Origin of the sequence: Streptomyces sp. NPDC058246 (genome assembly GCF_042881985.1) — a bacterium.
Classification (GTDB): Bacteria; Actinomycetota; Actinomycetes; order Streptomycetales; family Streptomycetaceae; genus Streptomyces.
The window spans coordinates 1-24,272 of the sequence record NZ_JBHVWZ010000030.1 but is presented as its reverse complement, the minus strand read 5'-3'; the positions used below and the strand labels follow the sequence as shown (position 1 = coordinate 24,272).

25 protein-coding genes are annotated in these 24,272 nt (G+C 70.3%); 15 read left to right on the top strand and 10 right to left on the bottom strand.

The features are described from left to right. Window positions 1-28: 28 nt before the first annotated feature. The 3 genes from fabG (at window position 29) to ACFVXA_RS32115 (ending at window position 2,019) form a co-directional block, all read left to right on the top strand. Window positions 29-733 (top strand): 3-oxoacyl-[acyl-carrier-protein] reductase, encoded by a 705-nt coding sequence (gene fabG, locus ACFVXA_RS32125; protein WP_362028045.1) that lies wholly within the window; start codon window positions 29-31, stop codon window positions 731-733. 5 nt (window positions 734-738) lie between these two features. Next, window positions 739-1,506 carry an enoyl-ACP reductase FabI gene (fabI, locus tag ACFVXA_RS32120; protein ID WP_362028048.1) on the top strand — a complete coding sequence of 256 codons (768 nt, stop codon included), beginning with the start codon at window positions 739-741 and terminating at the stop codon, window positions 1,504-1,506. Window positions 1,507-1,674: 168 nt separating this feature from the next. Then, window positions 1,675-2,019, top strand: a complete 345-nt coding sequence (locus ACFVXA_RS32115; RefSeq protein WP_362028126.1) for a hypothetical protein — start codon at window positions 1,675-1,677, stop codon at window positions 2,017-2,019. On the opposite strand, the gene ACFVXA_RS32110 is transcribed toward ACFVXA_RS32115, so the two are convergent. Next, window positions 2,003-2,710 carry a FadR/GntR family transcriptional regulator gene (locus tag ACFVXA_RS32110; RefSeq protein ID WP_362028051.1) on the bottom strand — a complete coding sequence of 236 codons (708 nt, stop codon included), beginning with the start codon at window positions 2,708-2,710 and terminating at the stop codon, window positions 2,003-2,005. The two genes, ACFVXA_RS32115 and ACFVXA_RS32110, sit on opposite strands and share 17 nt — an antisense overlap. Before the next feature lie 127 nt (window positions 2,711-2,837). Here ACFVXA_RS32110 and ACFVXA_RS32105 point away from each other — a divergent pair, with 127 nt between their 5' ends. The 4 genes from ACFVXA_RS32105 to ACFVXA_RS32090 all read left to right on the top strand — a co-directional run bounded on the left by ACFVXA_RS32105 (window position 2,838) and on the right by ACFVXA_RS32090 (window position 5,430). Beyond that, the gene (locus ACFVXA_RS32105) at window positions 2,838-4,166 is read left to right on the top strand and encodes a CynX/NimT family MFS transporter (RefSeq protein WP_383745320.1); all 1,329 of its coding nucleotides are present in this window, start codon (window positions 2,838-2,840) and stop codon (window positions 4,164-4,166) included. Window positions 4,167-4,274: 108 nt separating this feature from the next. Continuing rightward, window positions 4,275-4,391 (top strand): SGM_5486 family transporter-associated protein, encoded by a 117-nt coding sequence (locus ACFVXA_RS32100; protein ID WP_268240483.1) that lies wholly within the window; start codon window positions 4,275-4,277, stop codon window positions 4,389-4,391. A gap of 171 nt (window positions 4,392-4,562) precedes the next feature. Then, window positions 4,563-4,778 (top strand): hypothetical protein, encoded by a 216-nt coding sequence (locus tag ACFVXA_RS32095; RefSeq protein ID WP_362028057.1) that lies wholly within the window; start codon window positions 4,563-4,565, stop codon window positions 4,776-4,778. Between the two features lie 133 nt (window positions 4,779-4,911). Further along, a complete protein-coding gene (locus ACFVXA_RS32090; RefSeq protein WP_362028060.1) occupies window positions 4,912-5,430 on the top strand; it encodes a histidine phosphatase family protein in 519 nt (172 codons plus the stop codon). A 100-nt stretch (window positions 5,431-5,530) separates the two neighbouring features. Here ACFVXA_RS32090 and serB read toward each other — a convergent pair whose 3' ends face one another. Together serB and ACFVXA_RS32080 are read right to left on the bottom strand one after the other, a co-directional pair. After that, window positions 5,531-6,736, bottom strand: a complete 1,206-nt coding sequence (gene serB / locus ACFVXA_RS32085; RefSeq protein WP_362028063.1) for a phosphoserine phosphatase SerB — start codon at window positions 6,734-6,736, stop codon at window positions 5,531-5,533. Between the two features lie 516 nt (window positions 6,737-7,252). Beyond that, a complete protein-coding gene (locus tag ACFVXA_RS32080) occupies window positions 7,253-9,037 on the bottom strand; it encodes a streptophobe family protein (protein ID WP_390028004.1) in 1,785 nt (594 codons plus the stop codon). 241 nt (window positions 9,038-9,278) lie between these two features. On the opposite strand from ACFVXA_RS32080, the gene ACFVXA_RS32075 reads away from it, so the two are divergent. Then, window positions 9,279-11,798 carry an FHA domain-containing protein gene (locus ACFVXA_RS32075; protein ID WP_390028046.1) on the top strand — a complete coding sequence of 840 codons (2,520 nt, stop codon included), beginning with the start codon at window positions 9,279-9,281 and terminating at the stop codon, window positions 11,796-11,798. Between the two features lie 90 nt (window positions 11,799-11,888). Here ACFVXA_RS32075 and ACFVXA_RS32070 read toward each other — a convergent pair whose 3' ends face one another. The 3 genes from ACFVXA_RS32070 to ACFVXA_RS32060 all read right to left on the bottom strand — a co-directional run bounded on the left by ACFVXA_RS32070 (window position 11,889) and on the right by ACFVXA_RS32060 (window position 14,753). Continuing rightward, window positions 11,889-12,641, bottom strand: coding sequence for a transglycosylase SLT domain-containing protein (locus ACFVXA_RS32070; protein ID WP_383745312.1), 753 nt, complete (start codon window positions 12,639-12,641; stop codon window positions 11,889-11,891). A gap of 298 nt (window positions 12,642-12,939) precedes the next feature. Further along, the gene (locus ACFVXA_RS32065; RefSeq protein WP_390028003.1) at window positions 12,940-14,061 is read right to left on the bottom strand and encodes an S-adenosylmethionine:tRNA ribosyltransferase-isomerase; all 1,122 of its coding nucleotides are present in this window, start codon (window positions 14,059-14,061) and stop codon (window positions 12,940-12,942) included. After that, on the bottom strand, window positions 14,058-14,753 hold the full coding sequence (locus ACFVXA_RS32060) for an SDR family NAD(P)-dependent oxidoreductase (protein ID WP_389747756.1): 696 nt from the start codon (window positions 14,751-14,753) through the stop codon (window positions 14,058-14,060). Before ACFVXA_RS32060 ends, ACFVXA_RS32065 begins: the two co-directional genes overlap by 4 nt. A 188-nt stretch (window positions 14,754-14,941) precedes the next feature. Here ACFVXA_RS32060 and ACFVXA_RS32055 point away from each other — a divergent pair, with 188 nt between their 5' ends. The 3 genes from ACFVXA_RS32055 (at window position 14,942) to chpE (ending at window position 17,190) form a co-directional block, all read left to right on the top strand. Further along, a complete protein-coding gene (locus ACFVXA_RS32055; protein ID WP_384401045.1) occupies window positions 14,942-16,108 on the top strand; it encodes a GAF domain-containing sensor histidine kinase in 1,167 nt (388 codons plus the stop codon). Continuing rightward, window positions 16,101-16,742: a response regulator transcription factor gene (locus ACFVXA_RS32050; protein ID WP_362028081.1), complete on the top strand. Its 642-nt coding sequence runs from the start codon at window positions 16,101-16,103 to the stop codon at window positions 16,740-16,742. Before ACFVXA_RS32055 ends, ACFVXA_RS32050 begins: the two co-directional genes overlap by 8 nt. 202 nt (window positions 16,743-16,944) lie before the next feature. Then, window positions 16,945-17,190, top strand: coding sequence for a chaplin ChpE (gene chpE, locus ACFVXA_RS32045; RefSeq protein WP_362028084.1), 246 nt, complete (start codon window positions 16,945-16,947; stop codon window positions 17,188-17,190). A 333-nt stretch (window positions 17,191-17,523) separates the two neighbouring features. Here chpE and ACFVXA_RS32040 read toward each other — a convergent pair whose 3' ends face one another. Further along, complete coding sequence (locus ACFVXA_RS32040; protein ID WP_383745300.1) at window positions 17,524-18,312, bottom strand: hypothetical protein; 789 nt, start codon at window positions 18,310-18,312, stop codon at window positions 17,524-17,526. Window positions 18,313-18,433: 121 nt separating this feature from the next. Between ACFVXA_RS32040 and ACFVXA_RS32035 the strand changes: the two genes are divergently transcribed. The 3 genes from ACFVXA_RS32035 (at window position 18,434) to ACFVXA_RS32025 (ending at window position 20,829) form a co-directional block, all read left to right on the top strand. Further along, window positions 18,434-19,225 carry an ABC transporter ATP-binding protein gene (locus ACFVXA_RS32035; RefSeq protein WP_383745297.1) on the top strand — a complete coding sequence of 264 codons (792 nt, stop codon included), beginning with the start codon at window positions 18,434-18,436 and terminating at the stop codon, window positions 19,223-19,225. A 94-nt stretch (window positions 19,226-19,319) separates the two neighbouring features. Then, a complete protein-coding gene (locus tag ACFVXA_RS32030; protein ID WP_390028001.1) occupies window positions 19,320-19,754 on the top strand; it encodes an NfeD family protein in 435 nt (144 codons plus the stop codon). A 130-nt stretch (window positions 19,755-19,884) separates the two neighbouring features. Then, window positions 19,885-20,829 carry an SPFH domain-containing protein gene (locus ACFVXA_RS32025; RefSeq protein WP_362028094.1) on the top strand — a complete coding sequence of 315 codons (945 nt, stop codon included), beginning with the start codon at window positions 19,885-19,887 and terminating at the stop codon, window positions 20,827-20,829. 63 nt (window positions 20,830-20,892) lie between these two features. On the opposite strand, the gene ACFVXA_RS32020 is transcribed toward ACFVXA_RS32025, so the two are convergent. From ACFVXA_RS32020 to ACFVXA_RS32010, 3 genes are all read right to left on the bottom strand, one after another. After that, entirely contained in the window at window positions 20,893-21,399 is a 507-nt protein-coding gene (locus tag ACFVXA_RS32020; protein WP_362028098.1) for an HNH endonuclease, read from the bottom strand. Between the two features lie 158 nt (window positions 21,400-21,557). Beyond that, the gene (locus tag ACFVXA_RS32015; RefSeq protein WP_362028101.1) at window positions 21,558-22,097 is read right to left on the bottom strand and encodes a YbhB/YbcL family Raf kinase inhibitor-like protein; all 540 of its coding nucleotides are present in this window, start codon (window positions 22,095-22,097) and stop codon (window positions 21,558-21,560) included. A 53-nt stretch (window positions 22,098-22,150) separates the two neighbouring features. Continuing rightward, entirely contained in the window at window positions 22,151-22,936 is a 786-nt protein-coding gene (locus ACFVXA_RS32010) for a sporulation protein (protein WP_362028104.1), read from the bottom strand. Between the two features lie 196 nt (window positions 22,937-23,132). Between ACFVXA_RS32010 and ACFVXA_RS32005 the strand changes: the two genes are divergently transcribed. Then, on the top strand, window positions 23,133-23,774 hold the full coding sequence (locus tag ACFVXA_RS32005) for a DNA-3-methyladenine glycosylase (protein WP_362028106.1): 642 nt from the start codon (window positions 23,133-23,135) through the stop codon (window positions 23,772-23,774). The last annotated feature ends 498 nt before the right edge of the window (window positions 23,775-24,272 follow it).

Genomic DNA, 24,272 nt, shown 5'->3' with positions numbered 1-24,272 from the left:
TCCAGTCCGCTATCGAAAGGGTGATCCGTTGAGCCGCTCGGTTCTCGTCACCGGAGGCAACCGGGGCATCGGCCTCGCCATCGCCCGCGCGTTCGCCGAGGCCGGCGACAAGGTCGCGATCACATACCGGTCGGGTGAGCCGCCGGCCGGCTTCCTTGCCGTCAAGTGCGACATCACCGACACCGAGCAGGTGGAGCAGGCCTACAAGGAGATCGAGGCCGAGCACGGCGCGGTCGAGGTCCTCGTCGCCAACGCCGGCGTCACCAAGGACCAGCTGCTGATGCGCATGTCCGAGGAGGACTTCACCTCGGTCATCGACACCAACCTCACGGGCGCCTTCCGCGTCGTCAAGCGCGCCAACCGCGGCATGCTGCGCGCCAAGAAGGGCCGCGTCGTCCTCATCTCGTCGGTCGTCGGGCTGCTCGGCTCGGCGGGGCAGGCGAACTACGCCGCCTCCAAGGCCGCCCTGGTCGGTTTCGCGCGCTCGCTCGCCCGAGAGCTCGGCTCGCGCAACATCACCTTCAACGTCGTCGCGCCCGGTTTCGTCGACACGGACATGACCCAGGCGCTCACCGACGACCAGCGTGCGAACATCGTGTCGCAGGTGCCGCTGGGCCGGTACGCGCAGCCCGAGGAGATCGCCGCGACGGTGCGGTTCCTCGCCTCGGACGACGCCTCGTACATCACTGGAGCCGTCATCCCTGTTGACGGCGGACTGGGAATGGGTCACTGAACACCATGAGCGGAATTCTCGAGGGCAAGCGCGTCCTGATCACCGGTGTGCTGACGGAGTCCTCCATCGCCTTCCACACCGCCAAGCTGGCCCAGGAGCAGGGCGCCGAAATCATCCTGACCGCCTTCCCGCGGCCCACGCTGACCGAGCGCATCGCCAAGAAGCTCCCCAAGCCCACCAAGGTCATCGAGCTCGACGTCACCAACGACGAGCACCTCGGCCGCCTTGCCGACATCGTCGGCGAGGAGCTGGGCGGCCTCGACGGCGTCGTGCACTCCATCGGCTTCGCGCCGCAGGACGCGCTCGGCGGCAACTTCCTGAACACGCCGTTCGAGTCGGTCGCCACGGCCATGCACGTCTCGGCGTTCTCCCTGAAGTCGCTGACCATGGCCTGCCTGCCGCTGATGCAGAACGGCGGCGCGGTGGTCGGCCTCACCTTCGACGCGCAGTACGCCTGGCCGCAGTACGACTGGATGGGCCCGGCCAAGGCGGCCCTGGAGGCCACCAACCGCTACCTCGCCCGCGACCTGGGCAAGCAGAACGTGCGCTCCAACCTCATCTCGGCGGGCCCGCTCGGCTCCATGGCCGCCAAGTCCATCCCGGGCTTCAGCGAGCTCGCCGCCGTGTGGGACTCCCGCGCCCCCCTGGAGTGGGACCTCAAGGACCCGGAGCCGGCCGGCCGCGGTGTCGTCGCACTGCTGAGCGACTGGTTCCCGAAGACCACGGGCGAGATCATCCACGTGGACGGCGGCCTGCACGCGATCGGTGCGTAAACGTTCGTGTAAGCGCTTTCGTACGGTTCCGACGCCCCGTTTCCCCGCCCTGTGCGGGGAGCGGGGCGTCGCCCGTTCGGCCCACTCGGCCGGGCGGTCGGGGTGGCCTACCGCGCACGCTGGGAGGACGCACCGCCCCGCAGCCGTACGGCCGAGGAGGTCCCCCTTGTGCGCCTGTCCCGCCGCTTTGCTCCGGTGTTCGCCGCTGCCGCTCTCGTGATGGCCCTGCCGTACGACGCGGTACCCCACGCGCGCGGGGGGCACGAAAAGCTCACTGCGCCAGAGCTGTTCGGTGCCGAGTGCCGCACCACTGTCACCGGCTCCCGCGTGGTCGCCTACTGCCACAACCCATACCCGGAGACGGACCACGTCTCCCTGCACATCGAGTGCGCCCGCTGGTGGGACATCGACACCGACAGCGCCCCCGTCGACACCGCGCCCGCGGCGACGGTGCGGTTGGCCGGCCGGTGCTGGAAGGAGATCCGCTCGGTCTGGATCAGCCACGAGAAGTGAGGTCCGGAACCTGCCCGCCGAGCCGTCCCGGGCGGCACAGGAACGGATAGTCCGCGGCCTCCCTGGCGGCGGACTGCGCGTCGCCCGCGCGGATCGCGTCGACGAGCCGGGCGTGGTCCATGTACGTCTCCGGCGTCAGCTTCTCGCCTACGTCCTCGCGCAGCCAGTCGCGCAGCACCTCGCCCAGGTCCGCGTACATCGCCGTCATGACGTCGTTGTGGGACGCGGCCACCACCGCCAGATGGAAGGTCGCGTCGGCGGCCACGAAGGCCTCCGCGTCGCCCGACTCCCAGGCCTCCTCACGGCGTACGAGGAGGGCGTCCAGCTGCTTGAGATCGCGCTCGGTGCGCCGCTCGGCGGCCAGCTTCGCGGCGCTCGACTCCAGCGTGGAGCGCAGCTCGGCGATGTGCCGCGGGTCGGCGTCCGCGAAGCGCCGGTGCATCACGCCCGCGAGCTCGCTGGTCGCCACGACGTAGGTGCCGGAGCCCTGCCGGATGTCGAGCAGGCCGTTGTGGGCGAGCGCGCGGACGGCCTCGCGGACCGTGTTGCGGGCGACGCCGAGTTGCTCGACCAGCTCCGGCTCGGTGGGGATGCGGGAGCCCACCGGCCACTCGCCCGAGGTGATCTGGTTCCGCAGCTCATTGATGACCTGCTCGGACAGCGCCGAACGGCGGGGGTGGCTCAGCGGCATGACGGTCCTTCGTACGGGCCCGGGGTGGTTCGATCGCGCCGGGCCGGAGGCTCCGGAGATTAACGCAAGGGGATAGGACACCCAATGAATTGGACACCCAATCATCCCATGATTCTATGATGGCGCCATGACTGCCGAGGAAACCCGGACTACGACGTCCCCACCGATACGCACGTCCGCGGGCACGCGGCCCGAGGGGCCGGGGAGCCAGACGCCCGCCACGCGCGCGTGGACGACGCGTCTGGTGGTCGTCGGCATCGTCCTCACGGCCCTCAACCTGCGTCCCGCGATCACCAGCCTCGGCGCCCTCCTCGAAGAGGTGCGGGACGGGCTCGGCATGAGCGGCAGCGTCGCCGGCCTGCTCACCTCCGTGCCGCCCCTCTGCTTCGCCGTCTTCGGCGTCATGGCACCCCGCCTCGCCCGGCGCTTCGGGCCGGGCGCGGTCGTCTGCGCGGGCATGGTCGCCATCACGGCGGGCCTGGCGATCCGCCCGTACGCCGGGAACACGGCCGGCTTCCTGGCCGCCACCGCGCTCGCCCTCATGGGCATCGCCGTCAGCAACGTCCTGATGCCGGTGATCGTCAAGCGCTGGTTCCCGGACCGGGTCGGCTCCATGACCGGCCTGTACTCGATGGCCCTGGCGCTCGGCACCGCGGCCGCGGCCGCCGTGACCGTGCCGGTGACCGACGCCCTGGGCGGCCGTTGGCAGTCCGGGCTCGCGGTGTGGGCGGGGCTCGCCGCGGCGGCCGTGGTGCCCTGGATTCCGCTCGTACGCGCGCGGGGTGCCGCATCCGCGAGCGGCACCCCCGGACCCCGTACCGAGGCGGGGAGGGGTACGCCCGCCCGACGGGAGCCCGACGACCTGCGCATCACCCGCAGCCGTACCGCCTGGGCGCTCGCCGTCTTCTTCGGGCTCCAGGCCACCGCCGCGTACATCACGATGGGCTGGATGGCGCAGATCTTCCGCGACGCGGGCGTCTCCGCCGGCACGGCCGGGCTGCTCCTCGCCGTCACGATGGTGATGGGCGTACCGCTGGCCTTCGTCATCCCGCGCCTCGCCACCCGGCTGCCCCACCAGGGGCCCATCGTGGTCGCGCTCGGCGCCTGCGGACTCGCGGGATACGCGGGCCTCTACCTCGCCCCGGCGGCCGGCGCCTGGGCCTGGGCCCTCCTGCTCGGCGTCTCCAACTGCGCCTTCCCCCTCGCCCTCACCCTGGTGGGCATGCGCGCCAGGACCGGCGCGGGCGTCGCCAAGCTCTCGGCGTTCGCCCAGAGCACCGGCTACCTGCTCTCGATCCCCGGCCCGCTCCTGGTGGGCGTGCTCTACCAGCACAGCGGCGGCTGGGGCCTGCCCCTCGCCCTGATGGCGGGGCTGATGGTCCCGCAGATCGCGGTGGGCATCCTGGCGGGCCGCAACCGCACCGTGGAGGACGAGGCCGCCCGCCGCCGACCGTGACCACTTCGGGCGGGAGCCGCCGGCACCGCCCCCTGAGGCCACCCATGCGGGTCCGTCCGAGCCGACCCCCACCCGTGAGGCCCGGACGAAGGGTGCGAGACTGACGTCATGCCTGTGCTCGAACCGAACCCCCCGAACGGCCAGAAGAAGATGCTGCTCGTCTTCGGCACATTCCTCGCCATCACCGTGATCATCGGCATCATCGCGACCATCGCCTCACCGTGACCGCCGGCCCGACGGGCGGATGGTGGGGTTAACCCCCCATCCCCTAGGGGGCGAGTGTCAGGGTCAAGTGGGTGGATCACCGGATGGGTTGAGCGCCCCGGATTCCGTAGCTTCGAGTTGTGGCCGCGAGGACGCGGATCACGGACCACCCGAAGATCCACGGAGGCGGCAATGTCGGCCCACACGCACCCCCGGCCCCACCCGGCGACCTCGGGCCGTGTCGACGTCCGGCTGCCCTGGTGGGCGCTCGCCCTGCCGACGCTCGCCTTCGTCAGCCTGCTGCTCCTGATACTCAATCCGGTGGACGCGCATGCCGCGGGCAGCAACCCCGCGATCACCCACGTCTTCGAGCGCGTCCAGCACACGGTGCTGCACCAGACGCCGTGACCCGCCCCGCGGGCGCCGCGCGGCGCCCCGCACGCGAGGGTCGCCCCGCCACTCGGCAGCCCTCGTCACCCCTGTTGCGGGAGCACGTCAACTCCCTGCGCCCCATGGCGTGTTTCATGCGAAGCTGGGACGCATGAGCGTCGCAGAACCCCGCAGGATTGTCCTCTTCCGGCATGCGAAAGCCGACTGGCCACAGGTGGCCGACCACGAGCGGCCGCTCGCTGACCGGGGCCGCAAGGACGCCGCCGTCGCCGGACGCAAGCTGGCCGACAGCGGCATCCCCTTCGATCTGGCCCTCTGCTCCACCGCGACCCGGACCCGCGAGACCTGGAAGCTCGCCGTCCATGAGCTCGCGCACCGGCCGAAAACAGTCTATGAGGAGCGGCTCTACGAAGCCTCGCCCGGCGAGCTGATCGCCGTGCTCAACGAAACCCCCGACGACGCGCAGAACGTGGTCCTGATCGGCCACAACCCGAGCGTGCACGGCCTCGCCGAGATCCTGGCAGGCCAGGCCGAGGGCGACACCCGCGCCCGGATGAACAGCCGCGGCTTCCCCACCGCCGCCTTCGGGGTACTCACCTTCGAGGGCTCTTGGAAATCCCTGGAGCCCGGAGTGGCCACCCTGATCGACTACTGGGCGCCGACCGAGTGACCCACCTCTGCGCCGAAGGGGGCCCGGCACCTCGGTGGTGCCGGGCCCCCGCCGACGTACGACCGTATCCACGCCCTACGAGACCGGACGGCCCACGAGCTCAGTAATCGTCCTCGTGCATGTCGGCGGCCTCGACCTCTTCACGGGTGACGCCCAGCAGATACAGGACGGTGTCCAGGAAGGGGAAGTTCACGGCGGTGTGCGCGGCCTCGCGGACCACGGGCTTGGCGTTGAAGGCGACCCCGAGACCGGCGGCGTTGAGCATGTCGAGGTCGTTGGCGCCGTCACCGACCGCCACGGTCTGGGCCAGCGGCACCCCCGCCTCGGCGGCGAACCGGCGCAGCAGCCGCGCCTTCCCCGCCCGGTCCACGATCTCCCCGACGACCCGGCCCGTCAGCTTCCCGTCGACGATCTCCAGCGTATTGGCCTGCGCGAAGTCGAGCCCGAGCCGTTCCTTGAGGTCATCGGTGACCTGGGTGAAGCCGCCCGAGACGACACCGACTTGGTAGCCGAGCCGCTTGAGCGTACGGATCAGCGTGCGCGCCCCCGGCGTCAGCCGCACCTCCTCGCGCACCTTGTTCACCACCGACGCGTCCAGCCCCTTGAGCAGCGCCACGCGCGCGTGCAGCGACTGCTCGAAGTCCAACTCTCCGCGCATGGCGGCCGCCGTCACCTCGGCGACCTCGGCCTCGCAGCCGGCGTGCGCGGCGAACAGCTCGATCACCTCGTCCTGGATGAGCGTCGAGTCCACGTCCATCACCACGAGACGCTGGGCTCGGCGATGCAGTCCCGCCGCCACCACCGCGATGTCGACACCGAGTGCCGCGGCCTCGGTCACCAGCGCGGTGCGCAGCGCCTCGGTCTCCGTGCCGGACACGGCGAACTCGACCGCCGTCACCGGGTACTTGGCGAGCCGGAAGATACGGTCGATGTTGCCGCCGGTCTTCGTGATCCGCGCGGCGATCGCCGCCGTCGACTCCGCGGTGAGCGGATGCCCGAGCACGGTGACGAGCGAACGCCCGAGACCACGCGGCCGGTTGTCACCGAGGCCGGAGATGATCTCCGCCTGCATCTTCATCGACTCCGCCCAGCTGTGCACGGTGGCCCGCAGATCACCCTCCAGACCGGCGGACGGCTCGGTCACGAGCGCGCACAGCACGATCCGGCCACGGGTGACGACCTGCTCGATGTCGACCACGTCGACGGAGTAGGCGGCGAGGGTGTCGAAGAGTCCGGCCGTGATGCCCGGCCGGTCCTTGCCGAAGATCTTGACGAGGAGAGTGGGAACGTCAGAGGAAGCGCTCATGGTCCTCCCACCGTATCCGGCACCCAGTGCCCCCCGCCCGCCCGGTCCGCCCAGCGGACACGGAACACTGGCCGACCGTGAGGTAGCCCCCACATGTCCCACGGGCGACGCCCCCGCACTCGCGCCGGGCCCCGGGGAGCCACCCACCGCACCCGACCCCGCGCGAAGGCCCCCGCCCCACACCCTCACTCACCCGCACCCGCACCCGCACCCGCACCCGCACCCGCACCCGTCACGCACCGCCGGACGGCGCCTGCCGCGCACCGCCAGACACGAGCTGCCACGCGCCGGCGACAGCGCCCGCCGCGCACCGTCGGACAGCGCCCGCACCCGCCACGCACCACCGGACAGCGCCCGCACCCGTCACGCACCGCCGGACAGCGCCCGCCGCGCACCGCACCGCCGGACAGCGCCCCGAGCCGCCACGCACCGGCGACAGCCCCCGACCCGCCGCTCACCGCCGGACAGCGCCCCGACCCACCACGCACCGTCGTCGGACAGCGCACCGGCGCATGCTCACCCCCGCCCCCGTGGCCTCCGCGGCGGTGGACCCTCGTCCGGCGGTGGTGGGGGCGGCGGCGGCCCCATCGGCCTCACCACTGTCGGCGCGCCATGCACATCGTCCGGCTCCCGCGGAGCACGCGGCCCCCTGCCGCCCTCCGACCCCCTGCCGCCCTCCGGCCCCCGTAGCTCGTCCGGCACTCGGAGATACGGATTGGTATCCGGATTGGGTGCCCGGTAGGAGGCCCGAGGGCGGTACGGCCCAGGCTCCCCGGAGACCATGGGATGCTCCCCGGCAGGCGGCACCCCACCCGAGTCACCCCCTGCCGCCGACAGTGCGAACCCCGTCGCCCGTCGCCCCGCCGCCCCGCTCACCCACGCCAGCAACGCACCCACGGCGCCCGCCCCGGCCCCCCACGCGCCCCCCAGCACCAACGCCATCCCCAGATGCCCGTGCAACTCGATCCCCGCCCCGAACGCGTCGAACCCGAGCACCGAGAGCGAGGCGTCCGCGGACACCTCCGTCAGCCACACCAGCAAAGGCAGTGCAAGCGCCGTAACGACCCCCAGCCGAAGTGCGCAGCGCCCCGCGAAACCAAGGGCACCCCCACCTCGTACATCAGGGGCACCCGCGCCTCCCGCGACAGCCGCACCCGCGCCTCCCACGCCGGCCGTCCCCACCCCCCGTACAGATGGCGTACGCGTGGCGGCCAGGACGCCCGCGAACAGCATCATGACCGCGGTCGCCACCCCCAACAGCCACACGCGGCCGTCGAGTTCGGCGAGCCGGCCCAGTGTGACGGGCTGGTCGGAGTTGACGCTCAGCAGCTTGTCCAGCGGGTCGGGCAGCAGCTTGGCGAGCTCGCCGGTGGCCTTGCCGTCCCAGGGCACGAACAGACCGATCGGAACGCCGAGCCACACCCCGTTCGGCGCGCCGAGCAGCGCCGCGCCCGCGATCCGCTTCGGGTGCGCGTCGCCGATCGCCGCGTACGCCGCCGCCGCGAGCCCGGCCAGGACCGCCACCAGCACCACCGTGACCACCGCGGAGACGGCCGGCCGTACCACTCGGTGCACGGATTCCCAGCCGCGGGGGAGCGGCGTACGGCGGGAGGCGAGCAGCGCGATCACCAGCACGCCGGCCGCCCAGACCGTCCCGCCGAGCAGCGTGGGCACGGTGTCGACGGTGAAGCCCACCGCCGCCTTGGCGTTCACGAGGTCGCCGATCTTGTCGGGCAGCAGTCCGCCGAGATCCCCGAGCCCTCCGGGGAGCTTGTCCGTGATGTCGCCGAGGCCGCCGCCTGAGCCGCCCGTGACCTTGTCGAGCCCGAGCTTGCCTCCGTCGATGGTGATGACGTCGTGCCCGGCCCAGGCGAGCCCGCCCAGCGTCGCCACGAACAGCACCACCACCGAACCCGCGCGAGCCAGGAGTTCGGACGGCGCGATCACAACTCCCGCCGTGCGCAAGGACCGTAGGAAGAACCACGACATCAGCAGCGCGCCCACCAGGCCCACACCCAGCGGCGTGACCTGGATGGCCGTACTCGCCTCCGCTCCTTTCAGCCCGAAGGCCGACACATCGCCGGACGGCTCGACCGCACCATTGGCCCCCAGCGCCACCACCGCCGCGGTCATCGGTCCGAGCGAGCCCGCCGCGTCCGCCCCGAGCAGATGCAGACCGAGCGCGGCCGTGCCCGCCATCCCGATCAACGCCCAGCTCACAGAGGCGACCGCCGACAACAGCACATCCCCCCACGGCACACTCCTGGCATCGCCGCCGTGGTCCGCGGTCTCGATGTTCATCGTCAGACCCCCCGATCCGCGCCGCGGCGATCCACCGCGGATGTCCCCCTCGCGTGGGATTACCACTCTCCGGGCCGGTTTCAACCCCGTCAACGGAAACGGGCAACCCGCCCGTACGCGGTCTTCACAGGGCCCGACTTTCGGTCAGGGGGCTGCTCCTGAAATAGTTCCCCCCGATGTTCGACATCCCTAGACTCCCTGTGATGGGGGAACTTCGGGGGACAACTCAGTGGGGCATGGAGTGCCGGAACTCGTACTGGAATTGAATGGACGGACCTGGACGCTCGATGCGTCCAGGCCATACTCCCTCGGCCGTGATCCGGGGGGAGACATTGTGCTCGACGACGCCAGGGTGTCCTGGCGTCACGCCACGATCAGCTGGGGCGGCCGTAGTTGGGTGATCGAGGACCACGGCAGCACCAACGGCACCTTCGTGCAGGGGCAGCGGATCCACCAGATGGAGATCGGCCCCGGCTCCGCCGTGCACCTCGGCAACGCGACCGACGGACCGCGTCTGAACCTGTCCGGCGCCGCGGCCGCCGTGGCGCAGCCGCAGCAACAGCCGTTCGCGGCCCAGGGAGCGGGCCCCGGCTGGGCTCAGCAGCCGACGCCGCAGCAGCAGGCGCCGGAGCAGAGCTGGCAGCAGCCCCAGCAGTCCCAGCAGCCACAGCAGGCGGCGAACATTCCGCCGCAGCAGGGACCCGGTGGTGGCGCGGGGGCGCCGCCGGTCTACGGCGACCGCAGCCCCACCACGTTCCACCAGTTCTCCCTCGGCCGTGTGATGCGCATCGGCCGTGCGCTGGAGAACGAGCTGGTCGTCTCCGACCTCCAGGTCTCCCGCCACCACGCCGAGTTCCACGCGACGCCCGACGGGCGCTTCGAGATCCGCGACCTCGGCTCGCACAACGGCACGTACGTCAACGGCCAGCCGATCGCCAAGGGCGGCTCGGCGCTGCTCGGCCCGAACGACATCGTCGGCGTCGGCCACTCCACGTTCCGCCTGGTCGGCGACCGCCTCGAGGAGTTCGTCGACACCGGTGAGGTCTCCTTCTCGGCCCGCCACCTGACCGTCACGGTCGACGGCGGCAAGCAGATCCTGAAGGACGTCTCCTTCGGCGTGCCCGAGAAGTCGCTGGTCGCGGTCATCGGCCCGTCCGGCTCCGGCAAGTCGACGCTCCTGAAGGCGCTCACGGGTTACCGTCCCGCCAACCAGGGTGATGTCCTCTACGACAACCGGAACCTGTACAAGCAGTTCGCCGAGCTGCGCCAGCGCATCGGTCTGGTCCCGCAGGACGACATCCTGCACAAGGAACTGACCGTCAAGAAGGCCCTCAAGTACGCGGCCAAGCTGCGCTTCCCCGCGGACACCACGACGCAGGAGCGCGAAGCCCGCATAGACGAGGTGCTGCGCGAGCTGAAGCTGGACATCCACAAGGAGAAGAAGGTCACCTCCCTCTCCGGCGGCCAGCGCAAGCGTGTCTCCGTGGCCCTGGAGCTGCTCACCAAGCCGTCGCTGATCTTCCTGGACGAGCCGACCTCCGGCCTCGACCCGGGCATGGACCGTGACGTCATGCAGCTGCTGCGCGGCCTCGCCGACGACGGCCGTACGGTCCTCGTCGTCACGCACTCCGTGGCCGAGCTGGCGATCTGCGACAAGCTCCTCGTGATGGCGCCCGGCGGTGCGGTGGCCTACTTCGGCCCGCCGGAGGAGGCACTGAACTTCTTCGGCTACCAAACCTGGGCCGACGTCTTCTCCGCCTTCGAGAACTACCGCGACTACGACTGGGCGGGCCGCTGGAAGGGCTCGCAGCACTACCAGATGTACGCCGCGGACATCGACGCGGTCGCTCCGCAGTCGACCCAGATGCCGCCGCCGCAGGCGATGAAGCCGCCGAAGCCGCAGAGCTGGGGCTCGCAGCTGACCACCCTGATCCGCCGCTATGTCTCGGTGATCGCCTCCGACAAGGGCTTCCTGGCGCTGACGGTGATCCTGCCGGCGGTGCTGGGCTCGGTGAGCCTGCTCATCGACTCGAACAAGACGCTGCTGGTCAACCCGATCGTCACGAAGCAGGGCTTCCACGTCGCCAACGGCACGGCCACCACCGTGCTGCTGATCCTCGCGGTCGGCGCGTGCTTCGCGGGCGCCGCCAACTCCGTCCGTGAGCTGATCAAGGAACGGGTGATCTACGAGCGGGAGCGCGCGACGGGTCTGTCGCGTTCCGCGTATCTGATGTCCAAGGTGATCGTCCTCGGCGTGATCACCGTGCTCCAGGGTGCCCTGATCGGCGCCATCGGGTTCGGCAGCCGTACGGTCCCGAGCGAGGGCCTGATCCTCACGAGCCTGCCCAAGCTCGAGCTCACCATCCCGATCATGGCGCTCGGCTTCGCGTCGATGATGTTCGGTCTGGTCATCTCCTCGCTGGTGAAGACCGCCGAGAAGACCATGCCGCTGCTGGTCATGTTCGCGATCGTCCAGGTGGTCTTCACCGGCTGCCTGTTCATCCTGAACGGCACCCCCGGTGTGAACCAGTTCTCGTACCTGATGCCGGCCCGCTGGGCGGTCGCCGCCTCCGGTACCACGCTGGACTTCAACAACATCTTCCCGAACCAGGACGACCCGAGCAGCACGGACCCGCTGTGGGACCACACGGCCGGGGCCTGGACCCTGGACATGGTCGCCCTGATCGCCCTGGGCGTGCTGTGCGGCTTCTTCGTGGCACGCTTCCTGCGGCGCCACGAGCCCGAGGTCATGCGCAAGTAGTCGCGCGGGCACGGCGGACATGACTGAAGGGCGGCACCCCAGCAGGGGTGCCGCCCTTCGGCGTCTGTGTCGGAGCTCCGCGCTCGGTCCTCAGTACGCGCTGTTGACGTTGTCGATCGAGCCGTACTTGTCGGCCGCGTAGTTGGCGGCGGCGGTGATGTTGGCGACCGGGTCGTAGATGTTCGTCGAGGTGCCGGCGACGTGGTAGGCGTTGAACGTCGGCGGGATGACCTGGAGCAGGCCCTTCGACGGGATGCCGTTGATGGCGTTGATGTCCCAGCCGTTGATGGCGTTCGGGTTGCCCGAGGACTCGCGCATGATGTTGCGGTACAGCCCGTTGTACGAGCCCGGGATGCCCTTCTGCTTCATGATGTCGAGCGCCTGGCGGATCCAGCCGTCGAGGTTGTTGGTGTACGTCTTCGCGGCGACGGTCTCGATCTGGATGCGCTGTGTGGAGCGGCTGGCGGCCTGCTCCTTGGCGCGCGCCTCCTCGGCCTTCTGCTTCGCGGCGGCCTCGGCGGCGGCCTTCTTCTTGGCGGCCTCGTCGGCCGCCTTCTTCTTCGCCGCCTCGTCGGCGGCCTTCTTCGCGGCGATCGCCTGGGCCTTCAGGTCGGAGGCGGCCAGCTGGTCGGTGATCTGGGCCTTGACGCCCTTGATCGGCTGCTGGCTGTAGGCGACCTGGGCCGTGGAGGCCGCGTCGGCCGTGGTGGTGGTCTGCGCGTTGGCCGGCACCAGGGAGAACGAGAGGGCGGCGGCACCGAGAGCCGCGACACCGGCGATCGAAAGCTTGTGGGCCTTGGTCAGCTTGGGACTATGACCAGGAGTGTTGATGTTCTTGGGCATGACTGATGGACCTCTTCGAATAGCGCGGAGGTCGCTCTCGGTCCGGTGGGGACAGAGTGTTTCCGGAACAAGCACCGGGGGGCGGAACCCTCGGTGCTGAGCGACGGAGGCAATTCTTAGCGGCCGCAAAATGCTGTGGCAAAGGTGTGACGTACGAAGCCGGGTAGTGGACCCGGAAAGGGCAAAACGGGGCAGACTGACACGTCTGCCCCGCTCATGCGGGCCTTCTTTATCTCCTATGTACCTTCGTACGTGATGTGCGCCCTATGTGCGGGCTCACATCGGCCGTGTATCAATCTCACCAGCAGTTGCTGGAGCAATGCTCAGAGTGAGGCCTCTCCTCCGGGAGGATGAGGTGGACGTCCCCGAACTCGTGCCAGAGGTAGAGCCCGCTCAACGCCTCGTCGTAGCTGCGGTCGACCGCCGCCCCTCCCGCGATCGCCTCCAGCATCAGCAGATGCGAGGCCTCCGGCTCGTGCAGCCCGGTCAGCAGCCCGTCCACGACCCGTACCCCGCGCTCAGGCGTCACCACAAGACCGGTCCAGCCCCGCGTCGCCCGGACCACCCCGTCGGGGCCCGTCGCGGACTCCACGGCGCGCACCGCCGTCGTACCGACCGCGATGATCCGCCCCCCGCCGGCCCGCGCCGCGTTGATCAGCCGCGCCGACGGCTCCGGCACCTCGTACCGCTCCGGGTACGGCGGCTCATGGGCCTCCGCCGACGCCACCCCGGTGTGCAGCGTGACCGGCGCGAACTGCACACCACGGCTGACCAGCTCCGCCACCAGACGCGCGGTGAAGGGGCGCGCCGCGCTCGGCATCTCCGCGCTGCCCGCGCCGTCGGCGGACGGCAGCGCGAACACCGTCTGATAGACGGACAGCGGCTGGTCCCGGTCCGTATAGGAGTAGCGAATGGGCCGCCCATGCCGCTCCAGCAGCCCCAGGACGTCCGCGTCCGAGACCCGCCCCCACCACAGCCGCGGGCTGCGCGCGGTCAGCGGCTCCTCCAGTACGAGGCGCACGTCCCCCGGGAGGCGCACCACTGTTCCCGCGGGGCCGCCCGCACGCGCACGCGTGGTGCCCCTGCCGTCGGGATCCCGCAGCTCGACCGCCCACCGCCCGTCGTCGCCCCGCGTGGAGAAATGCACCACCACGCGCGCGTGCCCGACGTGAGCGTCCACGGCGGCGGCCAGCGTGCTGGACGTGTTGACCACGAGCAGATCCCCGGCCCTCAGCTGCCGGGGCAGCTCCACGAACGCGTGGTGCGACACCTCGATGCCGCGCGACACCAGCAGCCGTACGGCGTCCCGGTCGAGCCCGGGCCCCCGCTGCTCGGCCGGCACCCGCGCCGACAACTCCTCCGGCACCCTCCGCCGCTCTCGACGGCGTTCGAGCGGGGGGACCCCCATCGCGGTCGTCATCGCTCCCCCAACAGGGCCGGAGCCCCGTAGCGCCCGCTCGCGGGCCGCTCGTCGAGCAGCCGCAGAAAGGCCGGAACCACGCTGTCCGGCGTCGGCCGTGGATCGTCGTCGTCCGGTACGGCCGCCGTGTACAGGTCCGTGCCCATGTCCCCGGGGTCGACGGCCCAGACCCGCAGCCCTGGCTCCTCCGCGCCGAGCACCGCGGAGAGGTGGTCCAGCGCCGCCTTGGAGGCGCCGTAACCGCCCCACGTCTCGTACGGCTCCGCGGCCGCGTCCGAGCTGACGTCCACGACCGCCCCGGCCGCCGCGGCCCGCAACAGCGGCAGCGCCTCCTGGATCAGGCCCAGCGCGGCCACCACATTGACCTCCAGGGCCTGCCGTAGCCCGTCCAGGGTCAGGTCCGCCAGGCGCACCAGCGGCTCGGCTCCCAACGCGCTCGCGTTGTTCACCAGCAGGTCGACGCCGCCGAGCTTGCGGGCCGCCGCCACCAGCTCCACGCGGTGCCCGGCGTCCGTGACGTCCCCGGGCAGCGCCTCCACCCGCGTCCCGTGAGCGGACAGTGCCACCGCCGTCTCCTCCAGAACCCCGGCCGTTCTGGCGTCGAGCACCAGATCCCAGCCGCGCTCCGCCAGGGCCGCGCCGAGCGCCCGCCCCAGCCCCTTCGAAGCCCCCGTGATGATCGCTACCGGCATGACATCCGTCCCCTCGTCCCTCGACCGCCGCTCCGGGCGGCTGTCCACACGGTAGGAACCGCACCGCCCCCGCCGCCTCGTCCGCGGGCCGCAACGATCAGGGGCCCTTCGTCCTAGTCCCACCGGCCTAGGCGAGGGCCATCACCGGCCCGATACGCGGTGTCACACCCCGCCGGTACTTTGGGGGCATGAGTCAAGGCCCCCGGTCCGGTCTGTACGCGGTGAGTTCCGCGCTGCTGGCCATGAGCAGGCACCTCGAAGTGCGCGACGTCCTCAAGACGATCGTCGCCTCGGCCCGCGAGCTGCTCGACGCGCAGTACGCGGCCCTCGGTGTGCCCGACGACCACGGAGGCTTCGCCCAGTTCGTCGTCGACGGGGTCAGCGACGCGCAGTGGAAGGCCATCGGCCCGCTCCCGCGCCAGCACGGCATCCTCGCCGCGATGCTGCACGAGGCCCGCCCCGAGCGCCTCGCCGACGTCCGCAAGGACCCCCGTTTCGAGGGCTGGCCCGCGGCCCACCCCGACATGTCCGACTTCCTGGGCCTGCCCATCCGCGACGGCGACGAGATCATCGGCGCCCTCTTCCTCGCCAACAAGCTGCGTCCTGTCGGGGGACACCCCCCGAGCCCCGAAGCGGACGGCTGCGGCTTCACCGAGGACGACGAGGAACTCCTCACCATCCTCGCCCAGCACGCCGCGATCGCCCTGACCAACGCCCGCCTGTACGAGCGCAGCCGCGAACTGACCATCGCCGAGGAGCGCTCCCGGCTCGCCCATGAACTGCACGACGCGGTCAGCCAGAAGCTGTTCTCCCTGCGCCTCACCGCGCAGGCCGCCGCCGCCCTCGTCGACCGAGACCCCGCGCGCGCCAAGGGCGAACTCCAGCAGGTGGCCGCGCTCGCCGCCGAGGCCGCCGACGAACTGCGGGCCGCCGTCGTCGAGTTGCGCCCCACCGCCCTCGACGAGGACGGTCTGGTCGCCACCCTGCGCACCCACATCCAGGTCCTCGACCGCGCCCACTCCGCCCACGTCACCTTCTCCAGCTGCGGAGTACGGGCGCTGCCCGCCGCCCAGGAGGAGGCCATGCTGCGCGTCGCCCAGGAAGCCCTGCACAACGCGCTGAGGCACTCCGGAGCTGTCAAGGTCGACGTGACGCTGGTCAAGCGCGGACCGGGCGCCGTCCTGAGCGTCACCGACAATGGCAGCGGCTTCGACCCCATGGCGATACGCAGCGCGGGCCGCCACCTCGGCCTGGTCTCCATGCGCGACCGGGCGAGCGGAGCCGGCGGCACACTCACGGTGGAATCGGCGCCCGGAAAGGGCACCACGATCGAGATGGAGGTCCCTGGTGGCTGACGCAATCAAGGTGCTGCTCGTCGACGACCACCAGGTCGTCCGCCGGGGCCTGCGCACCTTCCTCGAGATACAGGACGACATCGAGGTCGTGGGAGAGGCGTCCGACGGCGCCGAAGGGGTCGCCCGCGCCGAGGAGCTGAAGCCGGACGTCGTCCTCATGGACGTCAAGATGCCGGGCATGGACGGCATCGACGCGCTGCGCAAGCTCCGCGAACTCGCCAACCCCGCGCGCGTGCTGATCGTCACCAGCTTCACCGAGCAGCGCACGGTCGTACCGGCGCTGCGCGCGGGCGCCGCCGGGTATGTGTACAAGGACGTGGACCCCGACGCCCTGGCCGGCGCCATCCGCTCCGTGCACGCCGGGCACATCCTGCTCCAGCCCGAGGTCGCGGGCGCGCTGCTCTCCCAGGAGGAGGCCAACTCCGGCCAGGGGAGAGGCGGTTCGCTCACCGAGCGGGAGCGCGAGGTGCTCGGCCTGATCGCGGACGGCCGGTCCAACCGCGAGATCGCCCGCGCCCTCGTCCTCTCCGAGAAGACCGTCAAGACGCATGTGTCGAACATCCTGATGAAACTCGACCTCGCGGACCGCACCCAGGCCGCCCTCTGGGCCGTACGACATGGGGTGGCGGGCTGATCACCAGCGCTTACGCGCTCCAGCGCACCACTCGCACGCGGTCGAGGCGCCGGCGGGGCGACAATTCGGAGGGTTCCGCTCCGGGATGAGATTCATACCGTCGTGTGTATGTCCCCCGGATGGCGCATCCTCCGTGGAGTTCGGCCGTTCTTCAAGGCGTGCTGCGGCGACTGCCGCAGTGATCGCTAGGAGGGGTTGAGAAGTGAAGAACCTGAAGAAGGCCACGGCTGTCGCGATGGTGGCCGGTGGGCTGGTTGCCGCTGGTGCCGGTATGGCCTCCGCCACCGACGGCTCGTGGGCCGGCGGCAAGGCCGAGGGCTCCCCGGGCGTCATCTCGGGCAACCTCATCCAGGCCCCGGTGCACGTCCCGGTGAACGCGGTCGGCAACAGCGTGAACGTGATCGGCGTTCTGAACCCGGCCTTCGGCAACCTCGGCGTCAACCGCTGAGTTCCGCACCGGAACGATCATGACCACCGGCCTCCCGGGGACTTGCCTGGGGGGCCGGTCAGGTTTGTCGGCTGGTCTGCTGGCCTGCCGGTCCGCTGAACGACTCGTCGGCTCGTCGCAAGACTGAACCGAAACGTGCCGTCGAGTAAGGCGTCCCAAGCCGTCCTGGCCCCCTGGCGTCGCTCAACGTACGGCCGGGCCGGGCCGGTCCGCGCGGTGTGAGTTCCCCACTCCGTGGGCCCCGCGCCCCCGCTTCCCCGTGAACGCGGTGTGACCCCCCGCCCAGTGAGCCCCCGCTCCCGTTCCTCCGTGAACGCCCTGCGAGCTCCCCGCTCAGCGAGCCCCCCGCTCCCGTTCCTCCACGAACGCGTTGTACGCGGCCACCTGAGCCCGTCGAGCCGTCCTCTCCACCGGCCGCAACGCCTCCGTCCGGGCCGCCATCTCCGAGGCGCTCACCGCCCCACCGTGCCCGTTCTCGTACGCGACGGAGATCAGCAGCCCCACTCGCTGAGCGAGCTCCAACACCCGCACCGCCCGCGGCGGATACCCGGGGGCGAGAACCTCCCGCCCCCGCTCCGCCCGAGCCCGATACGCATCGATCGCCGCCTCCGCGACCGGCCCCGACCCCGCCACGTCCAGCCGCGACAACACCTCCGTCGCGTCGCGCAGCGCCTCCGCCAGCTCCCGCTCGGCCTCCCCGAGCGAGGGCACGTCGGCGGGCGGCGCCTCCCGCACGGCGAGGCAGTGCCAGACGACCTCGACATGGACATCACCGGCCGGCCCGGCCTCGTACACCTCCGGCACCAGCCCGAGCGCGGCGCCGTGGCAGACGACGGCCTCCTCCGCGTCGAGGGCGCGCGCGTTGAATTTCGGCGGTCCGCTGAGCCCGAGCGGGTGCCCCGGCGCGGGCAGCGCGACCCGCAGCCCGGTCACCCCGAGCGCGCGCAGCCGGCCGAGGGCGAGCGTGAGCCCGACGGGCCCCGACTCGCCCGGCAGCCCCTCTACCCGGTGCACCGCGTCCTCGCCGACGATGGCGAGCACCGCGTCATCCGGTGAAACAAGTCCGGCCAAAAGGGCATTTCCCCATGCGGCCAACTGTCCAGAGCGTGGTTCCGAGAGCATGCCCCCACCCTAAGGACCGACCGATGGAATAGAGCGCCCGACCGGTGGCGTAGGTTTTCCCTGGGGGCTGCGTCCACAGACGTAAGCGACGGCCGAGACTGCAATGGGAGACAACGCGCTCATGAGCGATGTACTGGAGCTGGAGGACGTATCCGTGGTCCGCGAGGGCCGGGCTCTGGTGGACCAGGTCTCCTGGTCGGTCAAGGAGGGAGAGCGCTGGGTCATCCTCGGCCCGAACGGCGCCGGAAAAACGACCCTTCTGAACGTCGCCTCCAGCTACCTCTTCCCCAGCCAGGGCACCGCCACCATCCTCGGCGAGACCCTCGGCAAGGTCGACGTCTTCGAGCTGCGACCGCGCATCGGCATGGCCGGCGTCGCCATGGCCGAGAAGCTCCCCAAGCGCCAGACCGTCCTGCAGACCGTGCTGACCGCCGCGTACGGCATGACCGCCGGCTGGCACGAGGACTACGAGGACGTCGACGAACAGCGCGCCCGCGCCTTCCTCGACCGCCTCGGCATGAGCGACTACCTGGACCGCAGGTTCGGCACGCTCTCCGAGGGCGAGCGCAAGCGCACCCTGATCGCCCGCGCCCTGATGACCGACCCCGAGCTGCTGCTGCTCGACGAGCCCGCCGCGGGCCTCGACCTCGGCGGCCGCGAGGACCTCGTACGCCGTCTCGGGCGCCTCGCCCGCGACCCGATCGCCCCCTCCATGATCATGGTCACGCACCACGTCGAGGAGATCGCCCCCGGCTTCACCCACGTCCTGATGATCCGTCAGGGCAAGGTGCTCGCCGCGGGCCCGCTGGAGCTCGAACTCACCTCGCGCAACCTCTCCCTCTGCTTCGGTCTCCCGCTCGTCGTCGAGCAGGTCGGCGAACGCTGGACCGCGCAGGGCCTTCCGATGGCCTGAACACCAGGGCGCCGGACCCCGCGCCGCGGACCGGGCGTGTCCCAGTTGATCGCGCGCCCTGTCCGCCGACGGAGCGCGGTCCTACCATGACCACGTGAACGACATCAACGCGTGGGTGTGGTGGCTGGTCGGGGCGGTCGGACTCGGCATCCCGCTCGTCGTGACCGCCATGCCGGAGTTCGGCATGCTCGCCGTCGGCGCGGTCGCCGGCGCGGCCGTCGCGGGACTCGGCGGTGATGTCGTCCCCCAAGTCCTCGTGTTCGCCGCCGTATCGATCGCGCTCATCGCCGTCGTACGCCCCATCGCGGCCCGGCACCGCGCCCAGCGGCCCCAACTCGCCACCGGCATCGAGGCGTTGAAGGGCAAACAGGCCATCGTCCTGGAACGGGTCGACGGCTCAGGTGACGGCCGGATCAAACTCGCCGGAGAGATCTGGTCGGCGCGCGCCCTCGATGCCGGACAGACCTACGAGGTGGGCCAGGAAGTGGATGTCGTGGACATCGACGGAGCCACGGCGATCGTCATGTGACCTCGCACGACGCAAGTGAACCGAACGCCCCACGCGGCAGACGACGGTCTGTCAGACTCGTCCAGCAAGATCTTCAACAACCATAAGATCTTCAGGAATTACCGAGCGGAGAAGGGTACGGGGAGCAACGATGGCACCAATCATCATCGTCCTGATCATTCTGGTGGTGTTGGTCTTCATCGCCCTGATCAAGACCATCCAGGTCATCCCACAGGCCAGCGCCGCCATCGTCGAGCGATTCGGCCGCTACACACGGACGTTGAACGCCGGCCTGAACATCGTGGTCCCGTTCATCGACTCGATCCGCAACCGCATCGACCTGCGTGAACAGGTCGTCCCCTTCCCGCCGCAGCCGGTGATCACCCAGGACAACCTGGTCGTCAACATCGACACGGTCATCTACTACCAGGTGACCGACGCCCGCGCGGCCACGTACGAGGTCGCCAGCTACATCCAGGCGATCGAGCAACTCACCGTCACCACCCTGCGCAACATCATCGGCGGCATGGACCTGGAGCGGACCCTCACCTCCCGCGAGGAGATCAACGCGGCCCTGCGCGGCGTCCTCGACGAGGCCACCGGCAAGTGGGGCATCCGCGTCAACCGCGTCGAACTCAAGGCGATCGAGCCGCCCACCTCCATCCAGGACTCGATGGAGAAGCAGATGCGCGCCGACCGCGACAAGCGCGCCGCCATCCTCACCGCCGAAGGTATCCGCCAGTCCCAGATCCTCACCGCCGAAGGTGAGAAGCAGTCGGCGATCCTGCGCGCCGAAGGTGAGGCCAAGGCCGCCGCGCTGCGCGCCGAGGGCGAGGCCCAGGCGATCCGTACGGTCTTCGAGTCCATCCACGCGGGCGACGCCGACCAGAAGCTCCTCGCCTACCAGTACCTCCAGATGCTCCCCAAGATCGCCGAGGGCGACGCCAACAAGCTCTGGATCGTGCCCAGCGAGATCGGCGACGCCCTCAAGGGACTGAGCGGCGCCATGGGCAACTTCGGCCCGATGGGCGGCGGTTCGGGCAACTCGGGCAACGGAGGCACCGAGCGCCGAGAGAAGCCGTCCGTCACCGACTGATGCGTCAGGAGTACGACGATGGGGCCCACCTCCCCCGGGAGGTGGGCCCCATCGTCGTACGACCTATGCCGCGGGCTCTGCCAGCCACTCCGGCAGCGCGTCGAAGTCGTCCTGGCCGAGTGCCAGCAGCATCGCGTTCGCGGGGGTCGGCTCGAACGGCTGCCGCAACAGCGGCATGCCCGCCTGGTCCGGCGTACGGTCCGCCTTGCGGTGGTTGTCCTCCGCGCAGGACGCGACCGTATTCAGCCAGGAGTCCTGACCGCCCTGCGCGCGCGGCACCACATGGTCGACGGTGGTCGCCCGCCTTCCGCAGTACGCGCACCGGTGCCGGTCCCGTACCAGCACACCGCGCCTGGACCACGGCGCTTGTCTTCGGAACGGCACCCGGACATAGCGGCAGAGCCTGATCACCCGGGGCACGGGTATGTCGAGCGCGGCGCCGCGCATACGGAGTTCGGGGTGGGCCTGCTCCACGACGGCCTTGTCCTGCAGCACCAGAACGACGGCTCGGTTCAACGTCACCGTCGACAGCGGCTCAAAGCTCGCGTTCAGTACCAGCGTGTCCCGCATCCAGCCCACCTCCCGTGTGCACCGGCCCACCCCCTCGCGGACGGGCTTGGATCAACTCTGTCCGGGCACGCCGAGATGGACAACGCAATAAAAAATGCCCGCCTCTGATCACTTCCAAGACCAGAGACGGGCAAACGTTCAGTGAACGCTTGGCTGAGTCAGCTTTCCGACGGATTCTCGTACTCGCCGATCAGCTGGGCACGCGCGAGCGTGTGGAACCGCAGGTTGAAGCCCACGACGGCGGGCGACACCTCGGAGTCCGGTCCGAGCTTCTCGCTGTCGACGGCGTACACCGTGAAGACGTACCGGTGCGGCCCGTCCCCGGGCGGCGGCGCCGCCCCGCCGAAGTCCTTGGACCCGTAGTCGTTGCGGACGTGCACAGCACCCTCGGGGAGTCCCTCGAACTTGCCGCTGCCCGCACCCGCCGGCAGCTCCGTCACGGACACCGGAAGGTCGAAGAGCACCCAGTGCCAGAACCCGCTGCCCGTCGGGGCATCCGGATCGAAGCACGTCACGGCGAAGCTCTTCGTCCCGGCCGGGAAGCCTTCCCAGCGCAGCTGCGGCGACGTGTTTCCCGCCGCGTACACCTGAGCCTCCGCCAGTACCGCACCCGGCTCGATGTCGTCGCTCACCACGGTGAACGACGGCACCGGCGGATGGAAGTCATGGGGAAGCGGAGCCCTCTTCGCCTCGGTCACGTCTCAACCTCCGATTCGGCCGACTGTCTGCGCCCCCAGCCTAGATCCACCGCCTAGAACCAGCTGCGCTTGCTGCCGACCTCCGACAGCCACTGGTTCAGGTACGCGGCCCAGTCCGTGCCCTGGTAGTCGTGCAGACCCACCTGGAAGGAGCGGTAGGAGTCGCTGCCCTCGCTGAAGAGGCCGGGCTTCTTGTCCATCTCCAGGACGACGTCCATCGCGTGGTCGTCCGCGACGAAGCTCAACTCCACCTGGTTCAGTCCGCGGTACTGCGACGGCGGGAAGAACTCGATCTCCTGGTAGAACGGCAGCTTCTGCCGCGTACCCCGGATGTGGCCGCGCTCCATGTCCGCGTTCTTGAAGCGGAAGCCCAGCTGGATGAAGGCGTCCAGGAGCGCCTTCTGCGCCGGCAGCGGGTGCACATTGATCGGGTCCAGGTCACCAGAGTCGACGGCGCGCGCGATCTCCAGCTCCGTGGTCACACCGATGTGCATCCCGCGCAGGCTCTGACCGTCGATCGTGGTGATCGGCGTCTCCCACGGGATCTCCAGACCGAACGGCACCGCGTGTACCGCACCGGCCTTGAGCTCGAAGGCCCCGCCGAGCCGCAGCTTCGTGAACTCGATGTCCTGCTTGTACTCCTGGTCGTCGTGCCCCTCGACCTCGACCTTGGCCTGCAGACCGACCGACAGACCCTCGATCGCCTGGTCCACCGACCCGCCCTGGATCCGCACCTCGCCCTGGACGACGCCGCCCGGAACGGTGTTGGCCTCCGTCAGCACCGTCTCGACCGAAGCCCCACCGGCCCCCAGGCTCGCAAGCAGCCGCTTGAACCCCATGTCACTTCCTCCCCAGGCAACGCCTGTTCCGTCCTGATGTCCGTATGGATTCCTTGATCCCTACAAACGCGATCCGACCGCCGCCGGTTCCGAGTCCTCACCCTTCCAAGGCCGAGGACCCCTGACCACCCCATCGGCAAGCTCCGTTCGGACCACACCCGGACCACTCCCGACGACTGGACTACGCTCGTACGCCATGATCGCGGCCCCTGACCGTACGCCCCTCCCACGCGCGTTCTTCGACCGCCCCGTACTGGAGGTCGCCCCCGACCTCCTGGGGCGCATCCTCGTGCGCACCACCCCCGACGGTCCGATCGAACTCCGCCTCACAGAGGTAGAGGCCTACGACGGTCCGAACGACCCGGGCTCCCACGCCTATCGCGGCCGCACGGCCCGCAATGACGTGATGTTCGGTCCCCCCGGTCACGTCTACGTCTACTTCACCTACGGCATGTGGCACTGCATGAACCTGGTGTGCGGTCCGGAGGGCCGGGCGAGCGCGGTCCTGCTGCGGGCGGGCGAGGTCACCGAGGGCGCCGAGCTCGCCCGCAAACGTCGACTCTCGGCCCGAAATGACAAAGAACTGGCCAAAGGGCCGGCCCGGCTCGCCACGGCGCTCGGGGTGGACCGGTCGCTCGACGGCACGGACGCCTGTGCCCCCAAGGGGTCCCCACTGACCCTCCTGTCGGGCGCCCCCGTCCCCTCCGACCAGGTAGGCAGCGGTCCCCGCACGGGAGTGGCCGGCGACGGAGGCGTCCACCCGTGGCGCTTCTGGATCGCCAACGACCCGACGGTGAGCCCTTATCGGGCCCATACGCCCCGCCGTCGCTCAACTTGACGCGTCCCTGGGGGGTCCGTAATGTAGCCCGAGCCGCTTGAACCGGGTACGGCGTTCAGCCAGCAGCCGGAAGTGGCCAACCCACTACATACGACTTCCCCTCAGCGGGGGCGAATTCGGCGTGCCTGCATGCCTGAATTCCTCTCGCGGAACTCGATTATGAGTTGCCGAGGGAATCGGTTAACGTAGTGAATGTCGAAAGGCCGCGAGACGCGAAAGCGCTCGGAGCCCGGAAGCAAATCCCGCCGACAGGGAAATCGGACACGAAAGAGTCTGATAGAGTCGGAAACGCAAGACCGAAGGGAAGCGCCCGGAGGAAAGCCCGAGAGGGTGAGTACAAAGGAAGTGTCCGTTCCTTGAGAACTCAACAGCGTGCCAAAAATCAACGCCAGATATGTTGATACCCCGTCTCCGGCCTTTTCGGCTGGGGCGAGGTTCCTTTGAAAAAGTCCTGTCGGGCAGTGTCCGGCAGGCGCACAGCGAGGACGCTGTGAACCT